Origin of the sequence: Pseudomonas sp. LAMO17WK12:I10 (assembly GCF_900215185.1) — a bacterium.
GTDB classification, from domain to species: Bacteria; Pseudomonadota; Gammaproteobacteria; order Pseudomonadales; family Pseudomonadaceae; genus Aquipseudomonas; species Aquipseudomonas chlororaphis.
Map to the genome: position 1 here is coordinate 110,175 of NZ_OBDX01000013.1, position 21,852 is coordinate 132,026.

23 protein-coding genes are annotated in these 21,852 nt (G+C 65.2%); 10 read left to right on the forward strand and 13 right to left on the reverse strand.

The annotated features are described in order from the left end of the window. Positions 1–1,341 (reverse strand): gluconate:H+ symporter, encoded by a 1,341-nt coding sequence (locus tag CRO75_RS16015; RefSeq protein ID WP_097136706.1) that lies wholly within the window; start codon positions 1,339–1,341, stop codon positions 1–3. A gap of 214 nt (positions 1,342–1,555) precedes the next feature. Then, a complete protein-coding gene (locus CRO75_RS16020; RefSeq protein ID WP_097136708.1) occupies positions 1,556–1,960 on the reverse strand; it encodes a RidA family protein in 405 nt (134 codons plus the stop codon). Positions 1,961–2,106: 146 nt separating this feature from the next. Between CRO75_RS16020 and CRO75_RS16025 the strand changes: the two genes are divergently transcribed. Next, positions 2,107–3,027: a LysR family transcriptional regulator gene (locus CRO75_RS16025; protein WP_097136710.1), complete on the forward strand. Its 921-nt coding sequence runs from the start codon at positions 2,107–2,109 to the stop codon at positions 3,025–3,027. A 287-nt stretch (positions 3,028–3,314) separates the two neighbouring features. Further along, positions 3,315–4,736, forward strand: a complete 1,422-nt coding sequence (locus CRO75_RS16030) for a phosphatidylserine decarboxylase family protein (RefSeq protein WP_097136712.1) — start codon at positions 3,315–3,317, stop codon at positions 4,734–4,736. A 51-nt stretch (positions 4,737–4,787) separates the two neighbouring features. Here the strand turns inward: CRO75_RS16030 and yghX are convergent, their stop codons facing one another. Then, a complete protein-coding gene (yghX, locus tag CRO75_RS16035) occupies positions 4,788–5,687 on the reverse strand; it encodes a YghX family hydrolase (RefSeq protein WP_097136714.1) in 900 nt (299 codons plus the stop codon). A gap of 180 nt (positions 5,688–5,867) precedes the next feature. On the opposite strand from yghX, the gene CRO75_RS16040 reads away from it, so the two are divergent. Beyond that, positions 5,868–6,656 (forward strand): DeoR/GlpR family DNA-binding transcription regulator, encoded by a 789-nt coding sequence (locus CRO75_RS16040; RefSeq protein WP_097136716.1) that lies wholly within the window; start codon positions 5,868–5,870, stop codon positions 6,654–6,656. A 105-nt stretch (positions 6,657–6,761) separates the two neighbouring features. Here CRO75_RS16040 and CRO75_RS16045 read toward each other — a convergent pair whose 3' ends face one another. Then, positions 6,762–7,703, reverse strand: coding sequence for a class I SAM-dependent methyltransferase (locus CRO75_RS16045; RefSeq protein ID WP_097136718.1), 942 nt, complete (start codon positions 7,701–7,703; stop codon positions 6,762–6,764). 140 nt (positions 7,704–7,843) lie between these two features. Here CRO75_RS16045 and CRO75_RS33535 point away from each other — a divergent pair, with 140 nt between their 5' ends. Both CRO75_RS33535 and CRO75_RS16050 read left to right on the forward strand, forming a co-directional pair. Beyond that, entirely contained in the window at positions 7,844–7,975 is a 132-nt protein-coding gene (locus CRO75_RS33535; RefSeq protein WP_256596225.1) for a hypothetical protein, read from the forward strand. A 252-nt stretch (positions 7,976–8,227) separates the two neighbouring features. Continuing rightward, entirely contained in the window at positions 8,228–9,904 is a 1,677-nt protein-coding gene (locus CRO75_RS16050) for an MFS transporter (RefSeq protein ID WP_097136721.1), read from the forward strand. A gap of 69 nt (positions 9,905–9,973) precedes the next feature. On the opposite strand, the gene CRO75_RS16055 is transcribed toward CRO75_RS16050, so the two are convergent. Continuing rightward, the gene (locus tag CRO75_RS16055; RefSeq protein WP_097136723.1) at positions 9,974–10,360 is read right to left on the reverse strand and encodes a VOC family protein; all 387 of its coding nucleotides are present in this window, start codon (positions 10,358–10,360) and stop codon (positions 9,974–9,976) included. 264 nt (positions 10,361–10,624) lie between these two features. Between CRO75_RS16055 and CRO75_RS16060 the strand changes: the two genes are divergently transcribed. After that, on the forward strand, positions 10,625–11,005 hold the full coding sequence (locus tag CRO75_RS16060; protein ID WP_097136725.1) for a RidA family protein: 381 nt from the start codon (positions 10,625–10,627) through the stop codon (positions 11,003–11,005). 118 nt (positions 11,006–11,123) lie between these two features. After that, entirely contained in the window at positions 11,124–13,112 is a 1,989-nt protein-coding gene (locus tag CRO75_RS16065) for a U32 family peptidase (RefSeq protein WP_097136727.1), read from the forward strand. Between the two features lie 116 nt (positions 13,113–13,228). Here CRO75_RS16065 and CRO75_RS16070 read toward each other — a convergent pair whose 3' ends face one another. After that, a complete protein-coding gene (locus CRO75_RS16070) occupies positions 13,229–13,774 on the reverse strand; it encodes a thioesterase family protein (protein ID WP_097136729.1) in 546 nt (181 codons plus the stop codon). Between the two features lie 106 nt (positions 13,775–13,880). Here CRO75_RS16070 and CRO75_RS16075 point away from each other — a divergent pair, with 106 nt between their 5' ends. Next, complete coding sequence (locus CRO75_RS16075; protein WP_097136731.1) at positions 13,881–14,846, forward strand: helix-turn-helix domain-containing protein; 966 nt, start codon at positions 13,881–13,883, stop codon at positions 14,844–14,846. A gap of 124 nt (positions 14,847–14,970) precedes the next feature. On the opposite strand, the gene CRO75_RS16080 is transcribed toward CRO75_RS16075, so the two are convergent. The 6 genes from CRO75_RS16080 to CRO75_RS16105 form a co-directional block, all read right to left on the reverse strand. Next, complete coding sequence (locus CRO75_RS16080; protein ID WP_097136733.1) at positions 14,971–15,411, reverse strand: GNAT family N-acetyltransferase; 441 nt, start codon at positions 15,409–15,411, stop codon at positions 14,971–14,973. A gap of 15 nt (positions 15,412–15,426) precedes the next feature. Then, the gene (locus CRO75_RS16085; protein ID WP_007924960.1) at positions 15,427–15,825 is read right to left on the reverse strand and encodes a hypothetical protein; all 399 of its coding nucleotides are present in this window, start codon (positions 15,823–15,825) and stop codon (positions 15,427–15,429) included. Between the two features lie 115 nt (positions 15,826–15,940). Continuing rightward, a complete protein-coding gene (locus tag CRO75_RS16090; protein WP_007924961.1) occupies positions 15,941–16,306 on the reverse strand; it encodes a DUF2784 domain-containing protein in 366 nt (121 codons plus the stop codon). A 36-nt stretch (positions 16,307–16,342) separates the two neighbouring features. Next, a complete protein-coding gene (gene pcsA / locus CRO75_RS16095; RefSeq protein ID WP_097136735.1) occupies positions 16,343–17,062 on the reverse strand; it encodes a phosphatidylcholine synthase in 720 nt (239 codons plus the stop codon). 303 nt (positions 17,063–17,365) lie between these two features. Next, positions 17,366–17,962 carry an NAD(P)H-dependent oxidoreductase gene (locus tag CRO75_RS16100; RefSeq protein ID WP_097136737.1) on the reverse strand — a complete coding sequence of 199 codons (597 nt, stop codon included), beginning with the start codon at positions 17,960–17,962 and terminating at the stop codon, positions 17,366–17,368. Continuing rightward, on the reverse strand, positions 17,959–18,813 hold the full coding sequence (locus CRO75_RS16105; protein WP_097136739.1) for a sterol desaturase family protein: 855 nt from the start codon (positions 18,811–18,813) through the stop codon (positions 17,959–17,961). Before CRO75_RS16105 ends, CRO75_RS16100 begins: the two co-directional genes overlap by 4 nt. A 69-nt stretch (positions 18,814–18,882) precedes the next feature. On the opposite strand from CRO75_RS16105, the gene CRO75_RS16110 reads away from it, so the two are divergent. Beyond that, a complete protein-coding gene (locus tag CRO75_RS16110; protein WP_097136741.1) occupies positions 18,883–19,842 on the forward strand; it encodes an AraC family transcriptional regulator ligand-binding domain-containing protein in 960 nt (319 codons plus the stop codon). A 135-nt stretch (positions 19,843–19,977) separates the two neighbouring features. Next, entirely contained in the window at positions 19,978–21,219 is a 1,242-nt protein-coding gene (locus CRO75_RS16115) for an MFS transporter (RefSeq protein WP_097136742.1), read from the forward strand. On the opposite strand, the gene CRO75_RS16120 is transcribed toward CRO75_RS16115, so the two are convergent. After that, positions 21,216–21,842 carry a TetR/AcrR family transcriptional regulator gene (locus CRO75_RS16120; protein WP_097136744.1) on the reverse strand — a complete coding sequence of 209 codons (627 nt, stop codon included), beginning with the start codon at positions 21,840–21,842 and terminating at the stop codon, positions 21,216–21,218. The genes CRO75_RS16115 and CRO75_RS16120 overlap by 4 nt on opposite strands. Between the last annotated feature and the right edge of the window lie 10 nt (positions 21,843–21,852).

The following is a 21,852-nucleotide window of genomic DNA, read 5'->3' on the forward strand; positions in this document are numbered from 1 at the left end:
TTAAACGAAATGAGAGAGGGCCAGGGTCAGCAACAGGGCGACCACCGAGGCCAGGACCGTGGCGCTGGTGAAGGTCTTGAGGGCATCGGCCAGCGACACCCCGAGGTATTCCTTGACCACCCAGAAGGCCGAGTCGGTGACGTGGGTCCAGCCGATGGCCCCAGCGCCGATGGCGACCACGATAATCTCCTTGCTGTAGCCGGAGTCGACGCCCAGGGTCGGCAGCACGATGGCGGCGGCGCTCATCATGGCCACGGTCGCCGAGCCCACCGCGAAGTGCATCAGGCCCGCCACCAGCCAGGCCAGCACCACCGGGTTGATGTCCAGCCGGGTCAGGGAGTCGGCCAGCACCTTGCCCACGCCGCTGTCGATCAGGATGCCGTTGAAGGCGCCGCCGGCACCGATGATCAGCAGGATGCTGGCCAGCGGCGGCAGGCTTTTCTGGGTGTGCCCCAGCAGGTCCTGCATGCCCAGGCCGCGGCGCAGGCCCAGGGACCAGTAGGCGAAGACCACGGCGATCAGCAGCGCCACCAGCGGGTTGCCGAAGAACGACAGCAGCCCGGACAGCGTCGAGCCGGCGGGCAGGGCGCTGGCGAAGGTCTTGCCGATCATCAGCAGCAGCGGCAGCAGGATGGTCAGCAGGGTCAGCCAGAAGCCCGGCAGCACGCGTTCGCCACGGGCCTCGCAACGCTCCTCGAGGAAGGCCGCCTGCCAGGGTTCGGCCTGGCTGCGCGCCACCAGGCGGATCCACAGCGGCCCGGCGACGATGGCGGTGGGCAGGCCGACGATCAGGCCGTAGAGGATCACCTTGCCGACGTCGGCCCCCAGCAAGTGGGTGATGGCCATGGCCGCCGGGTGCGGCGGCAGCATGCAGTGCACGCACATCAGCGACACCGCCAGCGGCACGCCGAGGTGCAGCAGGTTGAGGCGGGTGGCCTTGGCCACCACGTACACCAGCGGAATCAGCAGGATGTAGCCGACCTCGAAGAACACCGGGATGCCGGCGATGAACCCCACCAGCATCATCACCCAGGAGGCGCGACGCTCGCCCAGGGTGTCGAGCAAGGTCCGGGCGATGCGTTCGGCGCCCCCCGACTCCTCGAGCATCTTGCCGAGGATACTGCCCAGCCCGATGATCGCGGCGAGAAACCCCAGGGTATCGCCCAGGCCCTTCTGGAACGATTCGAGCATGGCATTCAAGGGCATTCCCGAGCCCAACCCGACCAGGCCGCAGGCGGCGATCAGCGCCAGGAAGGCATGCACCCTGAACCTGACAATCAACACCACGATCATCACGATCGCGGCCAATAACACCCACAGCAACGTGCCATTGCTTTGCATCGGCCAACCCTCTTATTGATTTTGTGACGGGGTCCGTCAAAGGACTTCGTGGGGCGAGAGTTAACGCTCGGCCGCGCGGGGCTGACAAAAGATCATTGCTCAGCAGATGGGTGATGCTGGGTCAGGCGTGGGAATGGGCTTGGGAATGGGAGCCGCGAGGCCGGTCTGGCCGTGGATCCCGGGCCACGGGCGTGACCCGGTCGAGGGGTGTGAGTCAGCCGGCGGTGCTTTCCGGCAGTCTGGCGATGACCTTGATCTCGAAGTCGAAGCCATAGAGCCAGGTCACGCCCACGGCGGTCAGCGTCGGGTGCGGCGCCTGGCCCCAGAACTCCGGCACCACCTTCCAGATGGCTTCGAATTTGTCCTCGGGGTCGACGATAAACACGGTGACGTCGATCACCTCGTCGAAGGAGCTGCCGGCGGCCGCCAGGATGGCGTTGAGGTTGGTGAACGCGAGGCGGACCTGGGCCTCGAGGTCCGGCTCGGGCGAGCCGTCGGCGGTGCTGCCGACCTGCCCCGAGACGAACAGAAAACCATTGGAACGGATCGCCGGCGAGTAGCGGTTGCGCTGGTAAAGCGCCTGGCGTCCGGGCGGAAAAAACACGTCGCGCTGAGTCATGTGTTGCCTCCATCGATAAGGGCCGAAGCCGGCCTGGAATGAACGATGAAGCTGACTCTAGGCACTTGCGCCGGGCCGATAAACCAGCAACCGTAGCCATCACTGTTTGTGGAATCCAAACAATCCAATGGTTAGCCGGGGTGGAAATGGACCGATTTGATGCGATGCAGGCCTTTGCCCGGGTGGTGGAGGCGGGCAGCTTCACCAAGGCCGCCGACACGCTGCACATGAGCAAGACCAGCGTGACGCAACTGGTGCAGCAGCTGGAGGCGCGCCTGCGGGTCAAGTTGCTCAACCGCACCACGCGCCGGGTCCACCTGACCGCCGATGGCGCGGTGTATTACGAGCGTGTGGTGCGCCTGCTGGCCGACCTCGACGATGCCGAGACCAGCCTGTCCAGTGCTTCGGCGCTGCCCAGGGGACGCCTGCGGGTGGATGTGCCCAGCCCGTTGGCGAGCATGATCCTGGTGCCGGCCTTGCCCGGGTTTCACGCTCGTTACCCGGACATCCAGATCGACCTGGGCGTCAGCGACCGCATCGTCGATGTGCTCGGCGAGAACGTGGATTGCGTGGTGCGCGGCGGCGAGCTGACGGACCAGTCGCTGATGGCGCGGCGGGTCGGCGACCTCCAGCTGGGCGTGTATGCGGCGCCCGGCTACCTGGAGCGCCTCGGCACGCCCGCGCATCCGCGCGAGCTGGAAGACTCATTGCATCGCATCGTCGGTTTTCTCTGGGCGCGCACCGGCAAGGCCTTGCCCTATGCCATGCACGGCCACGGTGAGAGCCTGCAGATCAAGGGCCGCTACGTGCTGGCGGTCGACGATGGCAATGCCTACCTCGCCGCCGGCCTGGCGGGCCTGGGCGTGCTCTGGCTGCCGGACTACATGGCCCGGGCGCATCAGGAACGGGGCGAGCTGGTGCGTCTGTTCGAGGACTGGCGGCTCGAGCCGATGCCGATCTACGTGGCGTTCCCGCCCAACCGGCATATCAGCATCAAGCTGCGGGTGTTTATCGACTGGGTCGCCGAGCTGATGGCCCGACATGCGCCCATCGCCAGCCGAGCGTGAAGCGACCGGTTACATGAATTTTCTGGGCGCCGCCCAGAAACCCGCCAGAGCAGCTTTACTTGTCCAGGCAAGTCGCGCCTGTAGATGGCCGTTCGGCCGCCGCATTCTGCCCGGGACCGGCATTGCGAGAAGGACACGGAGTGTCGTTCAACCCCGTACAAAACCCTTGTCGCCCCCCTGACATGAACGCCTGTTGGAGCAGTCGTTTGCTGGCCAGTACCTCATCGCGGTCTGGTCGCGCCCGCGCCATCGCAGCCCGGGCGCCGCCTCTTTAAAGGAGTAAAGACATGACTCAGTACGACAAACAGCTCAACAACCCCAAACAGCCGTCGCGCCAGGCACGCCTGGAAAGCACCGGCGCCGAACGCCTGACGCTGGCCAACGCCGGGCCGATCCAGATGGGCTTCTGGGTGCCCAACCGGGTATGGGCCACGGCTAAATTCCTGGTGCCGCTGCGCAACCTGATCGCCGAGAAGAAAAAGGCCGGCACCCTGACCCCGATGCGCACGGAAATCATCGAGTTCAAGACCTGGGTCACCCACAACAGCGTGTACCGCATGTGGGTCAACTCGATGATCGAACAGTCGAACGCCTACGTGGCGACCCTTGACGAGGCGACCAAGGAGCAGATCAAGGACGCGGATGGCGATGCGCTATGGATCGCCGGCTACGACAGCTTCTTCGAGATTCTCAACGAGATCATCAGCACCTCCTCGTCGTTCAACGCCACGGCCCAGGTCGGCACGCCGATGAACGCTTTCCTGGCGGTGTCGATGGGCACCGAGGCGGGTGTCGCGCTGTTCCACGACACGACCTTCAACCAGCAGTTCAAGAAGGTGCTCAATGCCTGGAACGCCTTCCTCAAGAGCAGCGCTTCCCTCGACAAGCTGGACATCAACGACCCGGAAAAAGAGGGTTCGTGGATCTCCGCGGCGGCCCATGAGGCCGGGGTCTGGAAGCAGATGGAGCATGACCCGAACCTGCCCGGCTATGGCTTCGATTCCTGGAACGCGTTTTTCATCCGCAGGTTCGTGCCCGGCGCGCGGCCGTTCCAGGGCAACCCGCTGACCCAGGTCGATATCGGCTGCGAGACCACGCCCTGGCAGTACGAAAACGATGTGGCGTTCGAGACCGAGTTCTGGATCAAGGACGTCAATTACTCGCTGCTCGATCTGTTCGGCGGCCAGGAGCAGTGGGCCGCGCCGTTCCAGGGTGGGCAGGCTTACCAGGGCTTCCTGTCGGCGACCCACTATCACCGCTGGAACGCCCCGCTCGATGGCAAGCTGGTGCGCTCCTGGGTCCAGCCGGGCACCTATTTCGCCCAGCGTCCGGCCCAGGGCGAAGGCGAGGGCACCTGGGAGGGCACCGAGTCGCAGCCGTACCTGGGGCATGTCGCCGCCCGGGCGATCTTTGTCTTCGAGCACCCGACCTGCGGTTATGTCGCGCTGATCTGCATCGGCATGGTCGAGGTCTCGACCTGCGTGATCGAGCCGCCGTTCATCGTCGACGAAGGCGCGGCACCGGTGAACATCACCCGTGGCACCGAGATCGGGCATTTCGAGTTCGGCGGTTCGACCCACATGATGATCTTCCAGAAGGGCCGGGTGCAGTTGGAGGACTGGGCGGTGAACGCGGTCGCGCACCAGAACGACCCGCAACCGACGCCCATGGGCACGGTGATCGCCACGGCGTTGCTGAACAAGGGCTGAGCCGCTGAGCACAAGCGACGGCGCCCTCGCGCCGTCGCCTGCAAACCGCTGTCAGCCGCTGGCCTGGACCAGGTACTTGTGGAACCACGCCAGCGTCCGGTCCCAGGCCAGGGTGGCCGCCGCCTCGTCGTAGCGCGGGGTCGAGTCGTTGTGAAAACCGTGGTTCACCCCGGGGTAGATATAGGCTTCGTAGGTCTTGCCCGTGGCTTTCAGCGCCTGCTCGTAGGCCGGCCAGCCTTCGTTGATGCGGGTGTCCAGTTCGGCGTAGTGCAGCAACAGCGGCGCCTGGATCCGCTCGACTTCCGCGCTGTCCGGCTGGCGCCCGTAGAAGGGCACGGCCGCCGCCAGTTCCGGATAGGCCACGGCCGCGGCATTGGCCACGCCACCGCCATAACAAAAGCCGGTGATGCCGACCTTGCCGGTGCTGGCGTCGTGCTCGAGCAGCCATTCGACGGCGGCGAAAAAGTCGTTCATCAGCTTTTCCGGATTGATCTTCAGTTGCAGCTCGCGGCCCTTGTCGTCGTTTCCGGGGTAGCCGCCGAGGGAGGTCAGACCGTCGGGGGCCAGGGCGAGGAAACCGGCCTTGGCCAGGCGTCGCGCAACGTCCTCGATATACGGGTTGAGCCCGCGGTTTTCATGGGCCACCACCACCGCCGGCAACTTGCCTTCGGCCTTCGCCGGGCGCACCAGGTATCCCCGGACCTGCTCGTGGCCCTTGGGCGAGGGGTAGGTGATGTACTCGGCGACGATCGCCGGGTCGGTGAATGACACCTGTTCGGCCAGGGTGTAGTTCGGCGTCAGGGCGGCGAGGGTAGCGCTGGCGGTCAGCCCGACCAGGGTGAAGGCCGCCGCCCGGTCGAGAAACTCGCGGCGGCTGATCTTGCCGTGGGCGTAGTAGTCGTAGAGCTCGAGCAGCTCGGGGGCGAAGTCTTTGGCACTGAGACGTTGCATCGCGCGTTATCTCCTCACTCATGGGCGTCCGGGTGCCACATGACCTGTGGGCGGGACGAATTCGCCCCGGTTGCCTCAGTAAAGCAAGCCTGGGCCCGGGCGGCCAATGCGCGGGGCTGGCGTTGTGTTTGGGCAAAGCCTTGGCTAATCTCGCATAAACACGCAAAAGCAGGCATAACCATGCAAAGCCAGCATTCCATCGCCGAACTGCCCCATGTGCGCCGGCAGAAGATCCTGTTGCTGCTCGAACGCGACGGCAAGGTCATGGCGTCCGAGCTGGGCCAGCATTTCGCGGTCTCCGAGGACACCATCCGCCGCGACCTGGCGGAACTGGCCGATGCCGGGCTGCTGCAGCGGGTGCACGGCGGCGCGCTGCCACGGCCCAAGGACACCGGCAAGGATGTGTTCACCCGCCTGGGCGAAAGCAGCGAGGTCAAGCGCCACCTGGCCAGGCTCGGCGCGCAGCGGGTGCAGGAAGGGCAGATCGTGATGTTCGACTCGGGCTCGACCACGCTGCTGATCGCCCAGTCGCTACCTGCCGATATCGGCATCACCGCGGTCACCGCTTCGCCGCTGATCGCCGTCGCCCTGGCCGAATACCCGCGCAGCCAAGTGATTCTCGCCGGCGGCCGGCTCAACCCGGCGACTCTGTCTTCCGGCGGCCATGAGGCGGTACGCCTGATCCAGGGCATCCGCGCCGACCTGCTGTTCACCGGGGTGTGCGCGATTCACCCGGAGGTCGGCATCACCTCGCTGCACTTCGATGAGGTACCGGTGAAGCAGGCCTTGCTCGACAGCGCTTCCCAGGTCATCGCAGTGACCACCGCCGACAAGCTCGGCGCGGTGGAACCCTTCGCCGTGGCGCCGTGCAATCGCCTGCATACGCTGATCACCGAACAGCACCTGGCCTCGGGCAGCATCGAGGACTACCGGCGCCTGGGCATCGAGGTGGTGCAGGCGCCGGTGTGACGGCGGTGGCAAGAGCCGGGAGGTGCTGGGCTTTACAGGGGCTGGCCTGGGTCGGTGGATGGCGAGTTCGGAGCTGCGGCAAGCCCGGCCTGAACCGCTACGGGCTTATTCGACCCGGCGGAACACCAGGGCCTTCAAGCCGCTCTCGATATCGTTATCGGGAAACTCCGGCGGGTTGTCCAGGCGTTGCTCGAAGCGCAGGCCCGGGGCCTCGCGGGTGACGCCGTCGATCAGGAAGTCCGAGCCGACGGCCGGGTCGTTCATGCAGGCCAGCACGCAGCCGTCGGCGGTGAGCAATTCCGGCAGGCGCCGCAGCACCCGGGCGTAGTCCTTGGTCAGCAGGAAGCTGCCTTTCTGGAAGGAAGGCGGGTCGATGATCACCAGGTCGTAGGGGCCGCCGCTTTTCACCTTGCTCCAGGACTTGAACAGGTCGTGGCCGAGAAAGCTCACCCGGCTCAGGTCGTGGCCGTTGAGCCGGTGATTGTCGCGGCCACGGCTCAGGGCCGCGCGCGACATGTCGAGGTTGACCACATGGGTCGCGCCGCCTTCGATGGCCGCCACCGAAAAGCCGCAGGTGTAGGCGAACAGGTTCAGCACGCGCTTGCCCCGGGCATTGGCGCGCACCCAGTTGCGACCGTAGCGCATGTCGAGAAACAGGCCGTTGTTCTGCTTCTGACCCAGATCCACCCGATAGCGCAGGCCTTCCTCGACCAGGGTCCATTCATCGATGGGTTCGCCCACCAGCCAGTCCACTGGGCTTTGCAGCTGATAACGGTGTTGCAGCAGCAGGGTGTGGGCGCCACAGGCCTGCCACTCGGGCGAGGTGCTGAGTGCCAGCAGCAATTGCTTGAGCGCCTCCAGCTGCTGCGGCTCTGGCTCTTTGAACAACGCCACCAGCACCACGCCCTGCAGCCAGTCCACGGTCAGTTGCTCCAGCCCCGGCCAGCAACGCCCGCGGCCATGGAACAGGCGCCGGGTTTCCGCCGGAGCGCAGGCCAGGGCTGTCAGCAGGTGATGGTGCAGGGTGGCGAGGGCGTCGGGGTTCATCGAAGGAGGGCCGGCAATAAAAGGGCGGGCATTTTAAACACAAATGCCGCGTGGGGAACGCGGCAAGTCAGTGTCCGGCACCCGTGCCGATGGCCGGGGCTATGTCGAGCGGGGCTGCCGATCAGGTGTGGAACAGGGCGATGGCAAAGGAAACCACGATCATGCAGGCGACCGCAAAATTGATATTCATGACGTACTTGTCCGACGGTATTGAAGGTGGCGCCATTCTGAAGGCATCGGCGGAAAATGAAAAATCCGCTTTCATGATTTGAATGATCGACGGCAGTGATGGTTGACGGCGGCGTGGCAGGAGGGCCGCCAGGCGGCGGGCGAGTGGATATCTGCGCGAAGCTGATTATGCTTCAGGGAAACCTGGCAGCGATGCGAGGCCGTCAGCCTGTTTCCATGCTTTGTGCAATCCGTAGTTCGATGAGCTTCAGTTCGATGACATCAGCCCAGGGCCTGGGTGCGGCAAGGGTAGTAAGGCACTCCGGCCTATAACAAGAACAAGACGGAGAACCCTCATGCCGGCAATCGACAGTACAACCACGGGCAGCGCGCCCAACCGCGGGATCACCAGGGAGGAGCGCAAGGTCATTTTCGCCTCGTCCCTGGGCACCGTATTCGAGTGGTACGACTTTTACCTCTACGGCTCTCTCGCCGCGATCATCGCCAAGCATTTCTTTGCTGGCGTCAACGAAACCACCTCCTTCATCTTCGCCCTCCTGGCATTCGCCGCGGGCTTTGCCGTGCGGCCGTTCGGCGCGATCGTGTTCGGCCGCCTGGGCGACATGATCGGGCGCAAGCACACCTTCCTCATCACCATCGTGATCATGGGGGTCTCCACCGCCGTGGTCGGCCTGCTGCCCAGCTACGCGACCATCGGCGTGGCGGCGCCGATCATCCTGATCAGCCTGCGCCTGCTGCAGGGCCTGGCGCTGGGCGGCGAGTATGGCGGCGCGGCGACCTATGTGGCCGAGCATGCCCCCAAGGGCAAGCGCGGCTACTTCACGTCGTGGATCCAGACCACGGCGACCCTGGGGCTGTTCCTGTCGCTGCTGGTGATCCTCGCCTGCCGCACGATCCTCGGCACCGAAGCCTTCGAGGCCTGGGGCTGGCGGATTCCCTTCCTGCTGTCGATCCTGCTGCTGATTGTCTCGGTGTACATCCGCCTGCAACTGAGCGAGTCGCCGGTGTTCCAGAAGATGAAGGCCGAAGGCAAGTCGTCCAAGGCGCCGCTGACCGAGTCCTTCGCCCGCTGGGACAACCTCAAGATCGTGATCATGGCACTGCTCGGCGGCACCGCCGGCCAGGCGGTGGTCTGGTACACCGGGCAGTTCTATGCGCTGTTCTTCCTGCTGCAGACGCTCAAGATCGACCCGCAGACCGCCAACCTGCTGATCGCCGGTTCGCTGCTGATCGGCACGCCGTTCTTCATCCTGTTCGGCAGCCTGTCGGACCGTATCGGTCGCAAGGGCATCATCATGGTCGGCTGCGTTCTCGCGGCGCTGACCTACTTTCCGATCTTCCATGCGCTGACCCAGTACGGTAATCCCGACGTCTTCAGCGCCCAGGAGCGCAACCCGGTCACGGTGATCGCCGATCCCGCCCAGTGCTCGTTCCAGTTCGACCCGGTGGGCAAGGCCAAATTCACCAGCTCCTGCGACCTGGCCAAGAGCGTGCTGGCGAAGAAAGCCATTCCCTACAAGAACGAGAAGGCCGAGCCTGGCGCGGTCGCGCAGGTGCGGATCGGCGACAAGGTGATGGCGAGCTTCGAAGGCACCGGCATGCCGGCCGCCGACTTCAAGGTGCGGAACGATGCCTTCGTCGCCACCCTGGGCAGCGCCCTCAAGGACGCCGGCTACCCCGAGAAGGCCGATCCGGCCAAGACCAACTATCCGGCGGTGCTGGCATTGCTGACCCTGCTGGTGATCTACGTGACCATGGTCTACGGCCCGATCGCCGCCTGGCTGGTGGAGCTGTTCCCGGCGCGCATCCGCTACACCTCGATGTCGCTGCCGTATCACATCGGCAACGGCTGGTTCGGCGGCTTCCTGCCGACGGTGGCGTTCGCCATGGTGGCGGCCACCGGGGACATCTACTACGGGCTCTGGTACCCGATCGTCATCGCGGTGATGACGGCGATCCTGGGCACCTTGTTCCTGCCGGAAACCAAGGACCGGGACATTCACCACACCTGAAGGTATTCGCCCGTCCTCTCCCGCAAGGGAGAGGACCCGTTTGTTTTCAGCTCACCGCGCCGGGGCTGTTCAGTTCTGCTGGACGATCTGGATCAGGTTGCCGCAGGTATCGTCGAAGACCGCGAGGGTCACCGGGCCGGCGACTGTCGGCGCCCGGGTGAACTGCACACCGGCGGCGCTCAGCCGGGCATATTCGGCGTGCACATCTTCGACCCCGAAGAAAGTGAAGGGGATGCCGTCCTGCTTGAGCGCCGAGGTGAATGGCTTGGCGGCCGGGTGGGCGTCGGGCTCCAGCAGCAATTCGACGCCGTCGGGATCGCCGGGGGAGGTCAGCGTCAGCCAGCGATGCTCGCCCATGGCGATGTCGTGCTTGAGCTGAAAACCCAGCACCTCCCGGTAGAAGGCCAGGGCCTTGGCCTGGTCGTCGACGACCACGCTGGTGATGACGATCTTCATGGGGTTCTTCCTCCGTATTTGAGGTACAGGTGGCAGCAGGGCCGGCTTGCCACACGCCGTCAATACCGGCCGACGATCAATACCTGGCAGGAATAATAGCCGGGCAGCCGCGGTGTCCACGCCCTGGAGGGCGACCGGCTGTCCAGTGGGCAGGGCGGGGTGTTGGCAGCCCGGCAGGCTGCCGGGTTTTCCCGCCGATTCCCGCACGACCCGGCGCCGGGGCGGTAAACTGGCGCCCTTTATCCCCTCGAGCAAGAGAGCCCCATGGCCCACCACGATATCGATTTCATTCCCGATCCCGACGCGGATTCCATCTCTTCCGACGTTGCCGGTTTCGCCGGCATCCTGGTCTCCACCCAGATCCCCACCCGTGCCGACGGCAGCCTGGAGCTGGGCGACATCACTGCGCAGAGCGAGTGCACCCTGCAGGCGCTCAAGGTGGCCCTGGAAAAGGCCGGCAGCTCCATGGACCGGGTCCTGCACCTGACCATCTACCTCACCGACATGGCCGAGCGCGCCGCGTTCAACGAGGTCTACCAGCGCTTCTTCGCCAAGCCCTGGCCGGTGCGCGCCGCCGTTGGCGTGGCGTCCCTGGCGGTCGAAGGCATGCGCGTGGAAGTCACCGCGATGGCGGCCAAGGGCTGAGTTTGCGGCGTTATCCGGTGGTGCCGCTCGGCGAGTGGGCGCCACCGGGCAGTACACGGGTGCCGGTCAGGCGTTTCGCCGCTACAATGCGCGCCTCGACGAGCCTGACTAAAAAAATATGTCCTTGCCCAAGCATCACCTGGAATTGCTCAGCCCTGCCCGCGATGTCGCCATCGCCCGCGAGGCCATCCTGCACGGCGCCGACGCCGTGTACATCGGCGGCCCGAGCTTCGGCGCGCGCCACAACGCCTGCAACGAAGTGAGCGAAATCGCCGAGCTGGTGGAGTTCGCCCGCCGTTACCACGCGCGGATCTTCACCACTATCAACACCATCCTCCACGACAACGAGCTGGAGCCGGCGCGCAAGCTGATCCACCAGCTGTACGACGCGGGCGTCGATGCGTTGATCGTCCAGGACCTGGGCGTGATGGAGCTGGACATTCCGCCGATCGAGCTGCACGCCAGCACCCAGACCGATATCCGCACCCTGGCCCGGGCCAAGTTCCTCGACCAGGCCGGCTTTTCGCAACTGGTCCTGGCCCGCGAGCTGAACCTGCAGGAAATCCGCGCCATCGCCGACGAGACCGACGCGGCGATCGAGTTCTTCATCCACGGCGCGTTGTGCGTGGCCTTCTCCGGCCAGTGCAACATCTCCCATGCGCAGACCGGCCGCAGCGCCAACCGTGGCGACTGCTCCCAGGCCTGCCGCCTGCCGTACACCCTCAAGGATGAAAAGGGCGGCGTGATCGCCTATGAGAAGCACCTGCTGTCGATGAAGGACAACAACCAGAGCGCCAACATCCGCGCCCTGGTGGAAGCCGGCGTGCGTTCGTTCAAGATCGAAGGGCGCTACAAGGACATGGGCTATGTGAAGAACATCACCGCCTATTACCGCCAGCGCCTGGACGATGTGCTCGAAGACCGTATCGACCTGGCCCGCGCTTCCAGCGGCCGCACCGCGCACTTCTTCCTGCCCGACCCGGAAAAGACTTTCCACCGCGGCAGCACCGATTATTTCGTTACCGATCGCAAGATCGACATCGGCGCCTTCGACTCGCCGACCTTTACCGGCCTGCCGGTGGGCGTGGTCGAGAAAGTCGCCAAGCGCGACCTGCAAGTGGTGACCCATGAGCCGCTGTCCAACGGCGACGGCCTCAACGTGCTGGTCAAGCGCGAAGTGGTGGGTTTTCGCGCCAACATCGCCGAGCCCAAGGGCGAGTTCGAAGAGGACGGCGAAAAGCGCTATCGCTATCGCGTCGAGCCCAACGAGATGCCGGAAGGCCTGTACAAGCTGCGGCCGAACCACCCGCTGAACCGCAACCTCGATCACAACTGGCAGCAGGCCCTGCAGAAGACTTCGTCCGAGCGTCGCGTGGCCCTGAGCTGGGTCGCGCGCCTGCGCGAAGAACAGCTGGAAGTGACAGCGACGAGTGAAGAGGGGATCAGCGCCAGCGTGACCCTGGACGGCCCGTTCGGCGTCGCCAACAAGCCGGAACAGGCGCTGGAGCAGCTGCGCGACCTGCTCGGCCAGCTCGGCACCACGCAGTACCACGCCATCGACATCAAGCTCGATGCGCCGCAGGCTTACTTCATCCCCAACTCGCAGCTCAAGGCCTTGCGCCGGGAAGTGATCGAAGCCTTGACCGCCGCGCGGGTTGCCGCTCACCCGCGTGGCAGCCGCAAGGCCGAGACCACGCCGCCACCGGTGTACCCGGAATCGCATCTGTCGTTCCTGGCCAACGTCTACAACCAGAAGGCCCGCGACTTCTATCACCGCCATGGGGTGAAGCTGATCGATGCGGCCTACGAGGCCCACGAAGAGGCCGGCGAAGTGCCGGTGATGATCACCAAGCACTGCCTGCGTTTCTCCTTCAACCTGTGCCCGAAACAGGCCAAGGGGGTCACCGGCGTGCGCACCAAGGTGGCGCCGATGCAGCTGATTCACGGTGACGAAGTACTGACCCTGAAGTTCGACTGCAAGCCGTGCGAGATGCACATCATCGGCAAGATGAAAGGCCACATCCTCAACATGCCGCAACCGGGCAGCGTGGTCGGCCACATCAGCCCCGAAGACCTGCTCAAGACCATCCCCCGCGCCCCGCACTGAGTGACGGGCGGGCGCGGTGCCATTACGGCGTCGCGCTCGCTCAAGCGCTGGCTGTCGCGCATCAGCGCCATTGTCGACCTGGGTCGGCAATGGCGTTGTTGTTTCAGCGAACCGCCTTAACGCGCTGGATCTTCCTCGGCGCGCAACTGAACGCTCATGTCGTCGCAGCTTTGCGACCAGTCTTGCAGCCACTGTGGCAACTCGGGCGAGATGTCCACGCCCAGTTCGTGGACGAACTCGCCGGGGGCGATGGTGCCTTTGGCCGAGCGGAACAGCCCGCGCATCACCACCACGCCGATCACCCGGCCTTTGCTCACGAAGCGGTGTTCCATAAAGCTCCATTTCTCGTCCCAGCCGAGGATCCGGCTGTGGATCTCGAAGGCTTCGAACAGCTTCAGTTCACGGCGGAACTTGCCCCACACATCGCCAACGATCGGCACGGCCCTGTGGCGCAGGGCCACGCGATAGGCGCCGCTGCGCAGGACAAAATCCATGCGCCCGAGGTCGGCCAGGGTGAAGTAGCGGCCATTGGTGACGTGGCGGTTGAGGTCGAGGTCGAGCGGCCAGACGCGCATGCGCACGACGGTGGTGGCCAGGCCTTCGACCGGCTTGCGCCACGGACGACGAAACAGCATGAGCAGCATGCGGAACCAGAGATTCATGAGTACACCGATGATTGAAAGGATGGCCGCACTTTAGGCAAGGGGGATCGGCTAAGCTAGGTGCGCAAATGACATTTTTCATGCGAAAAGCGCAACGGAATCCACTATGCACGTCACCTTGCTCCTGGCCGATCACTGTTCCGCCGCCAGCGCCACCCTGGCCCTGGAAGTGCTGAGCGCCGCCAACCTGTTCGCCGACAGCGCCAGCGCGCCGTTCGAGGTGGTGGTCGCTTCGCTCGATGGCGCCGATGTCAGCGCCTGGGGCGGGCAGGCGCTGCGGGTGCAGCGTTCGGTGGCCGAGATCGTCCAGACCGATCTGGTGCTGATCCCCGGTTTTCTCTTCACCTTGAAGGAAGCCTTGCCGGCATTTGCCAGGCATGGGCCCTGGTTGCGGCAACAGCATGCCCAAGGCGCGGTGCTGGCCTCGATGTGCACCGCCACCTTCCTGCTGGCCGAAGCCGGCCTATTGAAGGGCGCCCGCGCCACCACCCACTGGGCCTTCGCCGAGCTGTTCCGGCGGCGTTATGCCGGGGTCGAGCTGGACGAGGGGCAGCTCCTCTGCGAGGACGATCGCCTGATCACCAGCGGCGGCGCGAGCGCGGCCATGGACCTGCTGCTGCATTTGGTGCGGCGTTTCGCCTCCCTGGAACTGGCGCAGAAATGCGGCAAGTACCTGCTGATCGACAAGGTGCGCAGCGAGCAGTCGGTCTATGTCATGTGGTCGTTGCCCAAGAGCCATGGCGATGGCGAGATCCTGCGGGTGCAGGACTGGCTGGAGGAACACTTCGACCAGCCGCTGCTGATCGACGACACGGCCCGGCGCTTCGGCTTTGGCGTGCGGAACTTCAAGCGCCGCTTCAAGGAGGCCACCGGCTACACGCCCCTGGCCTATCTGCAGACCCTGCGCCTGGAAAAGGCCAAGGAGCTGCTGGAATCCACGCGCATGACCCTGGACAGCATCACCTACAAGGTGGGCTACGAAGACAGCAACTCGTTTCGCCGGCTGTTCCAGCAACGGGTCGGCCTGCTGCCGGCGGCGTATCGCAAGAAGTTCCAGGCCGGTGCGAGTTGATTCGCAGGCGAGTGCCGAAGCTTGCGCAAACCTCTGCTTCTGTAGGAGCGCAGTTGGCGCACGAAGAACGCTAACGCAGGCGTTCGGCGGCGTGGCCATCGCGGGCCTGGGAAGCCCTGGCCGCTTACAAAACCTTGCTCATGAAGACCCGGCTGCTGCCCGCGGGCTCGCAGGGGATCTCGCCGAAGCGTTGCCAGCCGTGTTTTTCGTAGAACGACGGCGCCTGGAAGCTCAGGGTGTAGAGCACGGCCGAGCGACAGCCGCGGCACCGGCCTTCGTCTTCGCAAGCCTGCAGCAGTCGGGCGCCGAGGCCCGCGCCGCGCAGGCTGTCGGGCAGGTAGAACAGGTCGATGAACAGCAGGCCCAGGGAGGTGCGGCCGCTGATGCCGCCCAGGACCTGGCCGGTCTCCGGGTCCTTGAGTTCCACGGCCAGGGGCTGGCGATCGTTGTAGCCGGTCATCTGCTCGTTGAAGGCGGCGAGGCCTTGGCCGAGCAGGGTTTCGAAGGTGCTGTCGATGGTGTCGCTGATGACGATCAAGGGGCTGGCCGTGACGGCGGGTTTCATAGGGAGCATTCCAGTTCAGGCATCGCGCAACAGGTCGTGGGCGTCGAGCAGGCGGTAGGCGATTTCCGGGTTCTTCTCCAGGCCGCGGCGGATCGCGGCGGGGATCGACTGGCGGGTCTTGCGGCACAGGCCCGGCAGCTCGTCGAGCTGGATGGCGATGCCGCGCATGCTGCGCACTTCGTTGAAGCTGGGGGCGATCTGTACGCGGATGCCCAGCAGTTCGTACATCCGCCGCTGCATGTGTTCGAGGTCGCTCAGGCTTTGCAGGTTTTCCAGCCGCTCGAGCAGGCGCTTTTCCTCCTGGCGGGTCAGGCCGAGGATGCGCAGGTCGGTGCCAGGGGTTTGCAGCAGGCGCTCGCGCTCGCAATCGCAGGCGCCGGGGGGGCAGGGCTGGCGGATCTGGAAATCGGGCATCTATGGACTCCACTCGAAGCGATCGCGGATCGCCGTTGCCCATGGGGTTGCCTGGAAATATACACAGACGGGGCAGGCTGTGGCGCAGGATTCGCCAGCCATGCCGTCGGTTTTTTCAAGGCTGCCGGCGCCGCCACAACAGCCGCCCGTAGACCAGGGCGTTGATCAGCAGCACCAGCGCGCCGAGGCCCAGCTGGATCTGCGGCGTCAGCCCGGCCGGGTAGATCAGCGGGATCAGGTAGTGTTCGATGAAACCGTCGCCATACCCCTGCTGGCCGGCGCCGTGGCGCAGGCGGTTTTCCCACTCGGTCAGCGGGCAGGGCAGGTGGAAGACTTCGACCGCTACGCCCCAGGTCGCGGCGGGCAGGTGCAGCCAGGCCAGGCGCGGCCACTTGAGCACCAGCAGGCCGCCGAAGAGTACGAACAGGATAAAGGTTAGGTGCAGCGATACCAGGGCGTCAGCGGCGAAGCGATAGAGCATGTCGAGTCTCGTTGCGGTCAGGGATACAGCAGTGGTTCAGGTTCGCGCGTGGTCGAACCAGCCCAGCGCGGTGCGCCAGATGCAGATGCCCAGGAAGTACGCCGACATCGCCAGCCACAAGCCCATCACCCAGGGGCCATTGTAGGGATGGTTGATCACCAGCGATAGGCTGCACAGCAGCCAGATGGCGGTCACCGCGATGTTCACCGGCATGAAGCGGCGCACGCGGAAGGGGTGCAGGAATTTCATCCGGGTCAGGGTCAGCAGCGCCAGGACCACGATGCTCGACAGGCTCAGCCAGGGTGTCGGGGCAAGGATGTATAGCGCCAGCGCCACCACGTTCCAGGCCGCGGGAAAGCCGACGAAATAGTTGTCCTTGCTCTTCATGTTGACGTTGCAGAAGCAGAACAGCGACGACACCAGGATCACCGAGGTCGCCAGCAGCGCGCTGTAGTCCGGCAGCGGGATGTAGCGATAGATGAACAGCGCCGGGATGAACACATAGGTCAGGTAGTCGATTACCAGGTCCAGCACCGAGCCGTCGAAATGCGGCAGCACCGACTGCACATTGACCTTGCGCGCCAGCGAGCCGTCGACCCCATCGACGATCAGCGCCACGCCCAGCCACAGCAGGCAGGCCTTGGGCTGGTTGTCGAACAGCGCCAGGGTGGCGAGAAAGGCCGTGACCACGCCGGTCGCGGTGAAACCATGGGCGCCCCAGGCTTTGAGACTGGCGATGTGTCGGGTCGTTATCACGGGCGTTCTCCAGGAAATGAAACCAGCCGTACGACGCCCCATTGGAAGAAACGGGGGCTTATCGCCAAACCTGGCCAGATTGCATCTATCGACCGGGCAGGCGGCGATAAGGTTCACCCTTGCCCGTGTCTTTGTCAGGCCGCGCGTGGACTTGCCCGCGTGCAGCAGGGCGCCCAAGCCCGTGACGGCTCCTAAGACTGTAGCCACAGTTTGGCGGGGAAGGGCCCTGGCGAAAGCGAATTTCTTCACGGCGCCGGGGAGGCAGGGCGCCTCGCCGGAGCGGTCACTTCCTGTGTTGCGTGGCTACATTCCGTTGGCGAAGGGCGCGGCGCGGATATCGATGCGCGAGCGCAGGTGCTTCAGCGCGCCGGCGTATTCGGCCAGGACTTCCAGGCTCCAGTCGGCGCGGGCGCGCAGGTGGCGTTCTTCAGGCGTGGGCTCGGAATGCGCATTGAATACGCCTTCCACCTGACGCACGATCAGCTGTTCCGGCAGGTAGCAGATCCGGCAGTTCTTGTAACTGGAGGCCCGCAGCTCGGCGAGCGGGTAGGCGCCGCCCAGGCCGGCCGAGACCCCGACCAGCAATGCCGGTTTGTGCCCCAGCTCGGTGTGGCCGGCATACACGAAGAAGTTCTTGATGGCCGGGCAGGCCATGCCGTTCCACTCCGGCGTCACCACCACCAGCGCGTCGGCCTGGAGCAAGCTGGCCGAGTACTGGCTCCAGGCGCCGTTCGAGTCGGGGCTTGGCCAGAGCGGCAAGGGCAAGCGCCCGAGGTCGAGCAGCGTGACCTGCTCGCAGAGTTTCAGTTGGCGCAGGCGTTGGCTCAGGTAATGGGCGACCTTGGCCGACTGGCTAGCGAGCTGGCTGGAGCCGGCGAGCAGCGCGATATGCAGGCTCATTGCGCCACCTCCTGCTTGGCTTCGGGACGCGCCGCGGGTTTGGGCGAACGCACCAGCGGCCAGAACAGTTCCTGCTGCCAGCTGATGGGGCGCAGGTCCTCGATGCCATAGGCGGTGGGGCGGCGGCGGGTGATTTTCGCGGTGCCGAACAGCACATCCCAGAAGAACAGCAGATTGCCGAAATTGCCCTTGTAGTGGGTCACCCCGTCATGGGCGTTCAGGCCGTGGTGGGCGGAGTGGGTGGAAGGGGTCGAGATAGTCCGCTCCAGCAGCCACATCAGCGGGCGCAGGGCCGGGATGCGATAGAGCCTGTCGTCCCAGGCGACGCTGCTGTGGGCGGCGAAGATCACCGTCATCTTGACGATCAGGTAGCCGTAGTAGACCGGCGCCAGGCCCAGGTAGATGAGCACGCCGGAGAGCCAGATGCCCGGCATCAGCAGGTAATAGAAGCTGTTGTTGCGGTAGACGATGCGGATGCTCATGTACGGCGCCGAATGGTGCGCGCGGTGCAGCGCGTAGAGGAATGGCAGACGGTGGGTCAGGCGATGCCACCAGTACTGGGTCATGTCATCGAGCAGCAGGAACAGCGCCGCGCCCGCCACCCAGTGCAAGTCGCCCAGGCTGTTCTTCAGGGACGGCGCGAAGGTGTCGAGCAGCAGGGTGCTGAGGAACATCACCAGGGGGAAGGTGAGGCCCAGCAACAGCGAAGAACCGATGATCTCGATCAGCACATCGCGGCGCTGACCCTTGGGTTGGCGAAAGCAAGTACAGGCGATTTCCAGGAGGATGAAACCGAGGAAAATCCCGGCCACGACCAGGATTGGATTGTTGGCGAGCATTGTTGTATTCATGGCAATCTCGAGTCAGGCCCGACATGGGCATTGCCCGAACAATAAGAAACCAAGAGCCGCCCGGACCCTATGCGCGAACTGGACAAAAACACTGGCGAAGAGGCCAATCAACCGGTCCGCCGTTTTCACCGGGGCCAGCTCGGCCGGGTGCTGGAACGGGTCCTGCAACGCCAGACCCGCGGCGACCGCCAGGATTACAACCTGCTGGAACTGGAACAGTTGTGGCGCCTGGCGGCGGAGCGCGACCCGGCCATCGGCCTGCATCTGTTCGGCGAATTCACCCCCCAGGACCTGCACGTACTGGCCTACATCTGCCTGTACTGCCCGGACGTGCGCGGCGCCATGCAATGCTGGGCCGACTACGCCGCGCTGGCCTCGGACATGGACAGCCTGAAGCTGGTCAGCGACGGCGAGCTGCTCGGCGTCGAACTGTGCATCGACGCACCCGCCAGGTTGACCCGCTACGTGGTCGAACATTACTGCGTCATGGCCCTGACCCAGATCCGCCACGGCACCGGGCAACCCGTGCGACCGGTACGCGCCTGCTTCAGCCATCCGCGCCCGGCTTACCACGAGGAATATCGCCAGTGGTTCGGTGACAACCTCAAATTCGACTGCCCGCACAACTGCCTGTACTACGACCAGGCCACCTTGCGCCTGCCGCTGCTGACGCGCCACGCCGGCATGCAGGCGTTGTTGCGCAGCGAACTGGACCGCCGCCTGGCCCAGCGCCTGCAACTGGCCGGCTGGACCGGCAAGGTCGCGGCCAGCATGCGCGACAGCCTGGCCCGTGGCGTGGTGCCGAGCCTGGAGAACCAGGCCGAGGCGCTGTACCAGAGCCCGCGCACCTTGCGCCGGCGCCTGGAGGAGCAGGGCATGACCTTTCGCCAGTTGCTCGATCAGGTCCGCGCCGAACTGGAACAGCAGCTGGAGTTTCTCGGCGAGAGCCGCGCCCAGGTGGCGGCCCAGCTGGGTTACGGTGACCTCGCGGCGTACCTGCATGCGCGCAAGCGCTGGAAGCGCGACTGAATCCATCAGGCTCGCGACATCAGCGCAGGCGTTGTGCGGATTCCTTAAAGGAATCCACTGCATAAAAAACATGAATTTTATTTATCGCAATCGAGCCTGTAGCGTGGCCCCGTCCCTGACCGATGGAGCGCCCCGATGTCCACCCCGCAGCCACTGTCTCCTGCCGAACGCTACTGGCAGCGCAACCTCGCGGTGTGCGCCCTGGGGGCGTTCACCACCATTGTCGCGATGACCCTGCTGTTGCCGTTCCTGCCGTTGTACGTCGAGCAACTGGGGGTCAGCGACCCGGCGGCCATCGTCCAGTGGTCCGGCGTGGCGTTTGGCGCGACCTTCCTGTCGGCGGCGATCACCGCGCCCTTGTGGGGCCGCCTGGGTGACCGCTATGGGCGCAAGCTGATGCTGATCCGCGCCAGCCTCGGCATGGCCGTGGCCATGTCGCTGATCGGTCTGGCGGAGAATGTCTGGCAGTTGGTGTTGCTGCGCCTGCTGGCGGGCTTGCTGGGTGGCTATGCCTCGGGGGCGACCATCCTGGTCGCCACGCAAACCCCCAAGGCGCGCTCCGGCTGGGCCCTGGGCGTGCTGTCTTCGGGGATCATGGCCGGCAGCCTGGCCGGGCCATTGGTGGGTGGTCTGCTGTCGCCGCTGATCGGCATCCGCAACACCTTCTTCATCGCCGGCGCGGTGATCTTCGTGACCTTCCTGGCCACCACCTTTCTGCTGAAGGAGGCTCCGCGCGAGCCGCGCCCGGCCACGCAAAAGGGCCAGGCGCCGGACAACTCCTGGGCGTCCGTAGCGGACAAAAAAACGGTATTGAGCATGTTCGCGGTGGCCTGCCTGCTGATGTTCGCGACCATGTCCATCGAGCCGATCATCACCGTGTACCTGCAGGAACTGCGGGCGGAAAAGGTCACCCTGATGGCGGGGCTGGTGATGTCCGCCACGGCCCTGGGCAGCATTATTTCCGCGTCGCAGCTGGGCAAGCTGGCCGACCGTATCGGCCACTGGCGGGTGCTCACTGTGTGCCTGGCCGCCGCGGCCCTGCTGCTGATTCCCCAGGCGCTGGTCAGCGCGCCCTGGCAACTGGTGCTGCTGCGCTTTCTCATGGGGTTGGCGTTGGGCGGGCTGTTGCCTTGCATCTCCAGCATCATTCGCCATTCGGTGCCGGAAAACATCGCCGGGCGGATGCTCGGCTACTCGACCTCCAGCCAGTACGTCGGGCAGGTGCTCGGCCCCCTGGCCGGGGGCTTTCTCGGCGGGCACTTCGGCATGCGCACGGTGTTTGTCGGCACCTGCGGCGTCATGGCCCTGTGCGCTCTGGTCACCTGGTGGTTCGGCTCGATGAAACCTGCCGTGGCGGTGGCAGGCGAAGCCGGTTAGACCGGGCCGGCGCCACGCCGCGCACTGCGCTCGACCATGGCGACGATGCTGTCGAACAGCTCGTCGCGGGCCTGCTCGCGGCTGATTTCTCCGGTGGCCGCGGCATGGGACAGCGCCTCGGCCGCCCCGAGCATCGCCCGCAGGCCAGCCGTGGCTATGGTCCCGGGCGCCGCGAAGGGGGCGAGGGCGGCGCGGCATTTTTCCAGGAAGATCAGCTCGTACTCCTCCTTGATCCGCGCCAGTTCCGGCGAGCTGGCCAGCGCGGCGATTACCCCCGGGATCTCGCGGCCCTGGGTCAGGACGCAGTCGACATAAGAGCCAGCGATGACCGCTGCGCGGCTGGCCAGGGTCGCTTCGCTGCGGTCCAGGGCGGCGTCCATCAGCAATGTCTGCCGCGCATCGAAGTCCTGGTACAGCGCCGCCAGCAATCCTGCGCGGGTGACGAAATGGTCATAGACCACCGGCTTGGTCACCCCGGCCTGTTCGGCGAGGCGGCCCAGGGTCAGGGCTTCGGTGCCTTCCGCGCCGATCAATTGCCAGGCCACTTCCAGCAACTGTTGCAGGCGCTCTTCGCGGGACAGGCGGCGACGGGGGGGTGAAGCCTCGGAGGGGATGCTTGACATGCTTATATAC

Bases quoted from the DNA above. Each gene is read 5' to 3' on its own strand.
- CRO75_RS16065 (WP_097136727.1), top strand. From the start codon at position 11,124: ATGTCCTTGCCCAAGCATCACCTGGAATTGCTCAGCCCTGCCCGCGAT.
- CRO75_RS16100 (WP_097136737.1), bottom strand. From the start codon at position 17,962: ATGAGCCTGCATATCGCGCTGCTCGCCGGCTCCAGCCAGCTCGCTAGC.
- CRO75_RS16090 (WP_007924961.1), bottom strand. From the start codon at position 16,306: ATGCTCTATCGCTTCGCCGCTGACGCCCTGGTATCGCTGCACCTAACC.
- CRO75_RS16055 (WP_097136723.1), bottom strand. From the start codon at position 10,360: ATGAAGATCGTCATCACCAGCGTGGTCGTCGACGACCAGGCCAAGGCC.
- CRO75_RS16120 (WP_097136744.1), bottom strand. From the start codon at position 21,842: ATGTCAAGCATCCCCTCCGAGGCTTCACCCCCCCGTCGCCGCCTGTCC.
- CRO75_RS16105 (WP_097136739.1), bottom strand. From the start codon at position 18,813: ATGAATACAACAATGCTCGCCAACAATCCAATCCTGGTCGTGGCCGGG.
- CRO75_RS16015 (WP_097136706.1), bottom strand. From the start codon at position 1,341: ATGCAAAGCAATGGCACGTTGCTGTGGGTGTTATTGGCCGCGATCGTG.
- CRO75_RS16075 (WP_097136731.1), top strand. From the start codon at position 13,881: ATGCACGTCACCTTGCTCCTGGCCGATCACTGTTCCGCCGCCAGCGCC.
- CRO75_RS16030 (WP_097136712.1), top strand. From the start codon at position 3,315: ATGACTCAGTACGACAAACAGCTCAACAACCCCAAACAGCCGTCGCGC.
- CRO75_RS16085 (WP_007924960.1), bottom strand. From the start codon at position 15,825: ATGCCCGATTTCCAGATCCGCCAGCCCTGCCCCCCCGGCGCCTGCGAT.
- CRO75_RS16070 (WP_097136729.1), bottom strand. From the start codon at position 13,774: ATGAATCTCTGGTTCCGCATGCTGCTCATGCTGTTTCGTCGTCCGTGG.
- CRO75_RS16050 (WP_097136721.1), top strand. From the start codon at position 8,228: ATGCCGGCAATCGACAGTACAACCACGGGCAGCGCGCCCAACCGCGGG.
- CRO75_RS16080 (WP_097136733.1), bottom strand. From the start codon at position 15,411: ATGAAACCCGCCGTCACGGCCAGCCCCTTGATCGTCATCAGCGACACC.
- yghX (WP_097136714.1), bottom strand. From the start codon at position 5,687: ATGCAACGTCTCAGTGCCAAAGACTTCGCCCCCGAGCTGCTCGAGCTC.
- CRO75_RS16025 (WP_097136710.1), top strand. From the start codon at position 2,107: ATGGACCGATTTGATGCGATGCAGGCCTTTGCCCGGGTGGTGGAGGCG.
- CRO75_RS16020 (WP_097136708.1), bottom strand. From the start codon at position 1,960: ATGACTCAGCGCGACGTGTTTTTTCCGCCCGGACGCCAGGCGCTTTAC.
- CRO75_RS16060 (WP_097136725.1), top strand. From the start codon at position 10,625: ATGGCCCACCACGATATCGATTTCATTCCCGATCCCGACGCGGATTCC.
- CRO75_RS16115 (WP_097136742.1), top strand. From the start codon at position 19,978: ATGTCCACCCCGCAGCCACTGTCTCCTGCCGAACGCTACTGGCAGCGC.
- CRO75_RS33535 (WP_256596225.1), top strand. From the start codon at position 7,844: ATGGCAAAGGAAACCACGATCATGCAGGCGACCGCAAAATTGATATTC.
- CRO75_RS16045 (WP_097136718.1), bottom strand. From the start codon at position 7,703: ATGAACCCCGACGCCCTCGCCACCCTGCACCATCACCTGCTGACAGCC.
- CRO75_RS16110 (WP_097136741.1), top strand. From the start codon at position 18,883: ATGCGCGAACTGGACAAAAACACTGGCGAAGAGGCCAATCAACCGGTC.
- CRO75_RS16040 (WP_097136716.1), top strand. From the start codon at position 5,868: ATGCAAAGCCAGCATTCCATCGCCGAACTGCCCCATGTGCGCCGGCAG.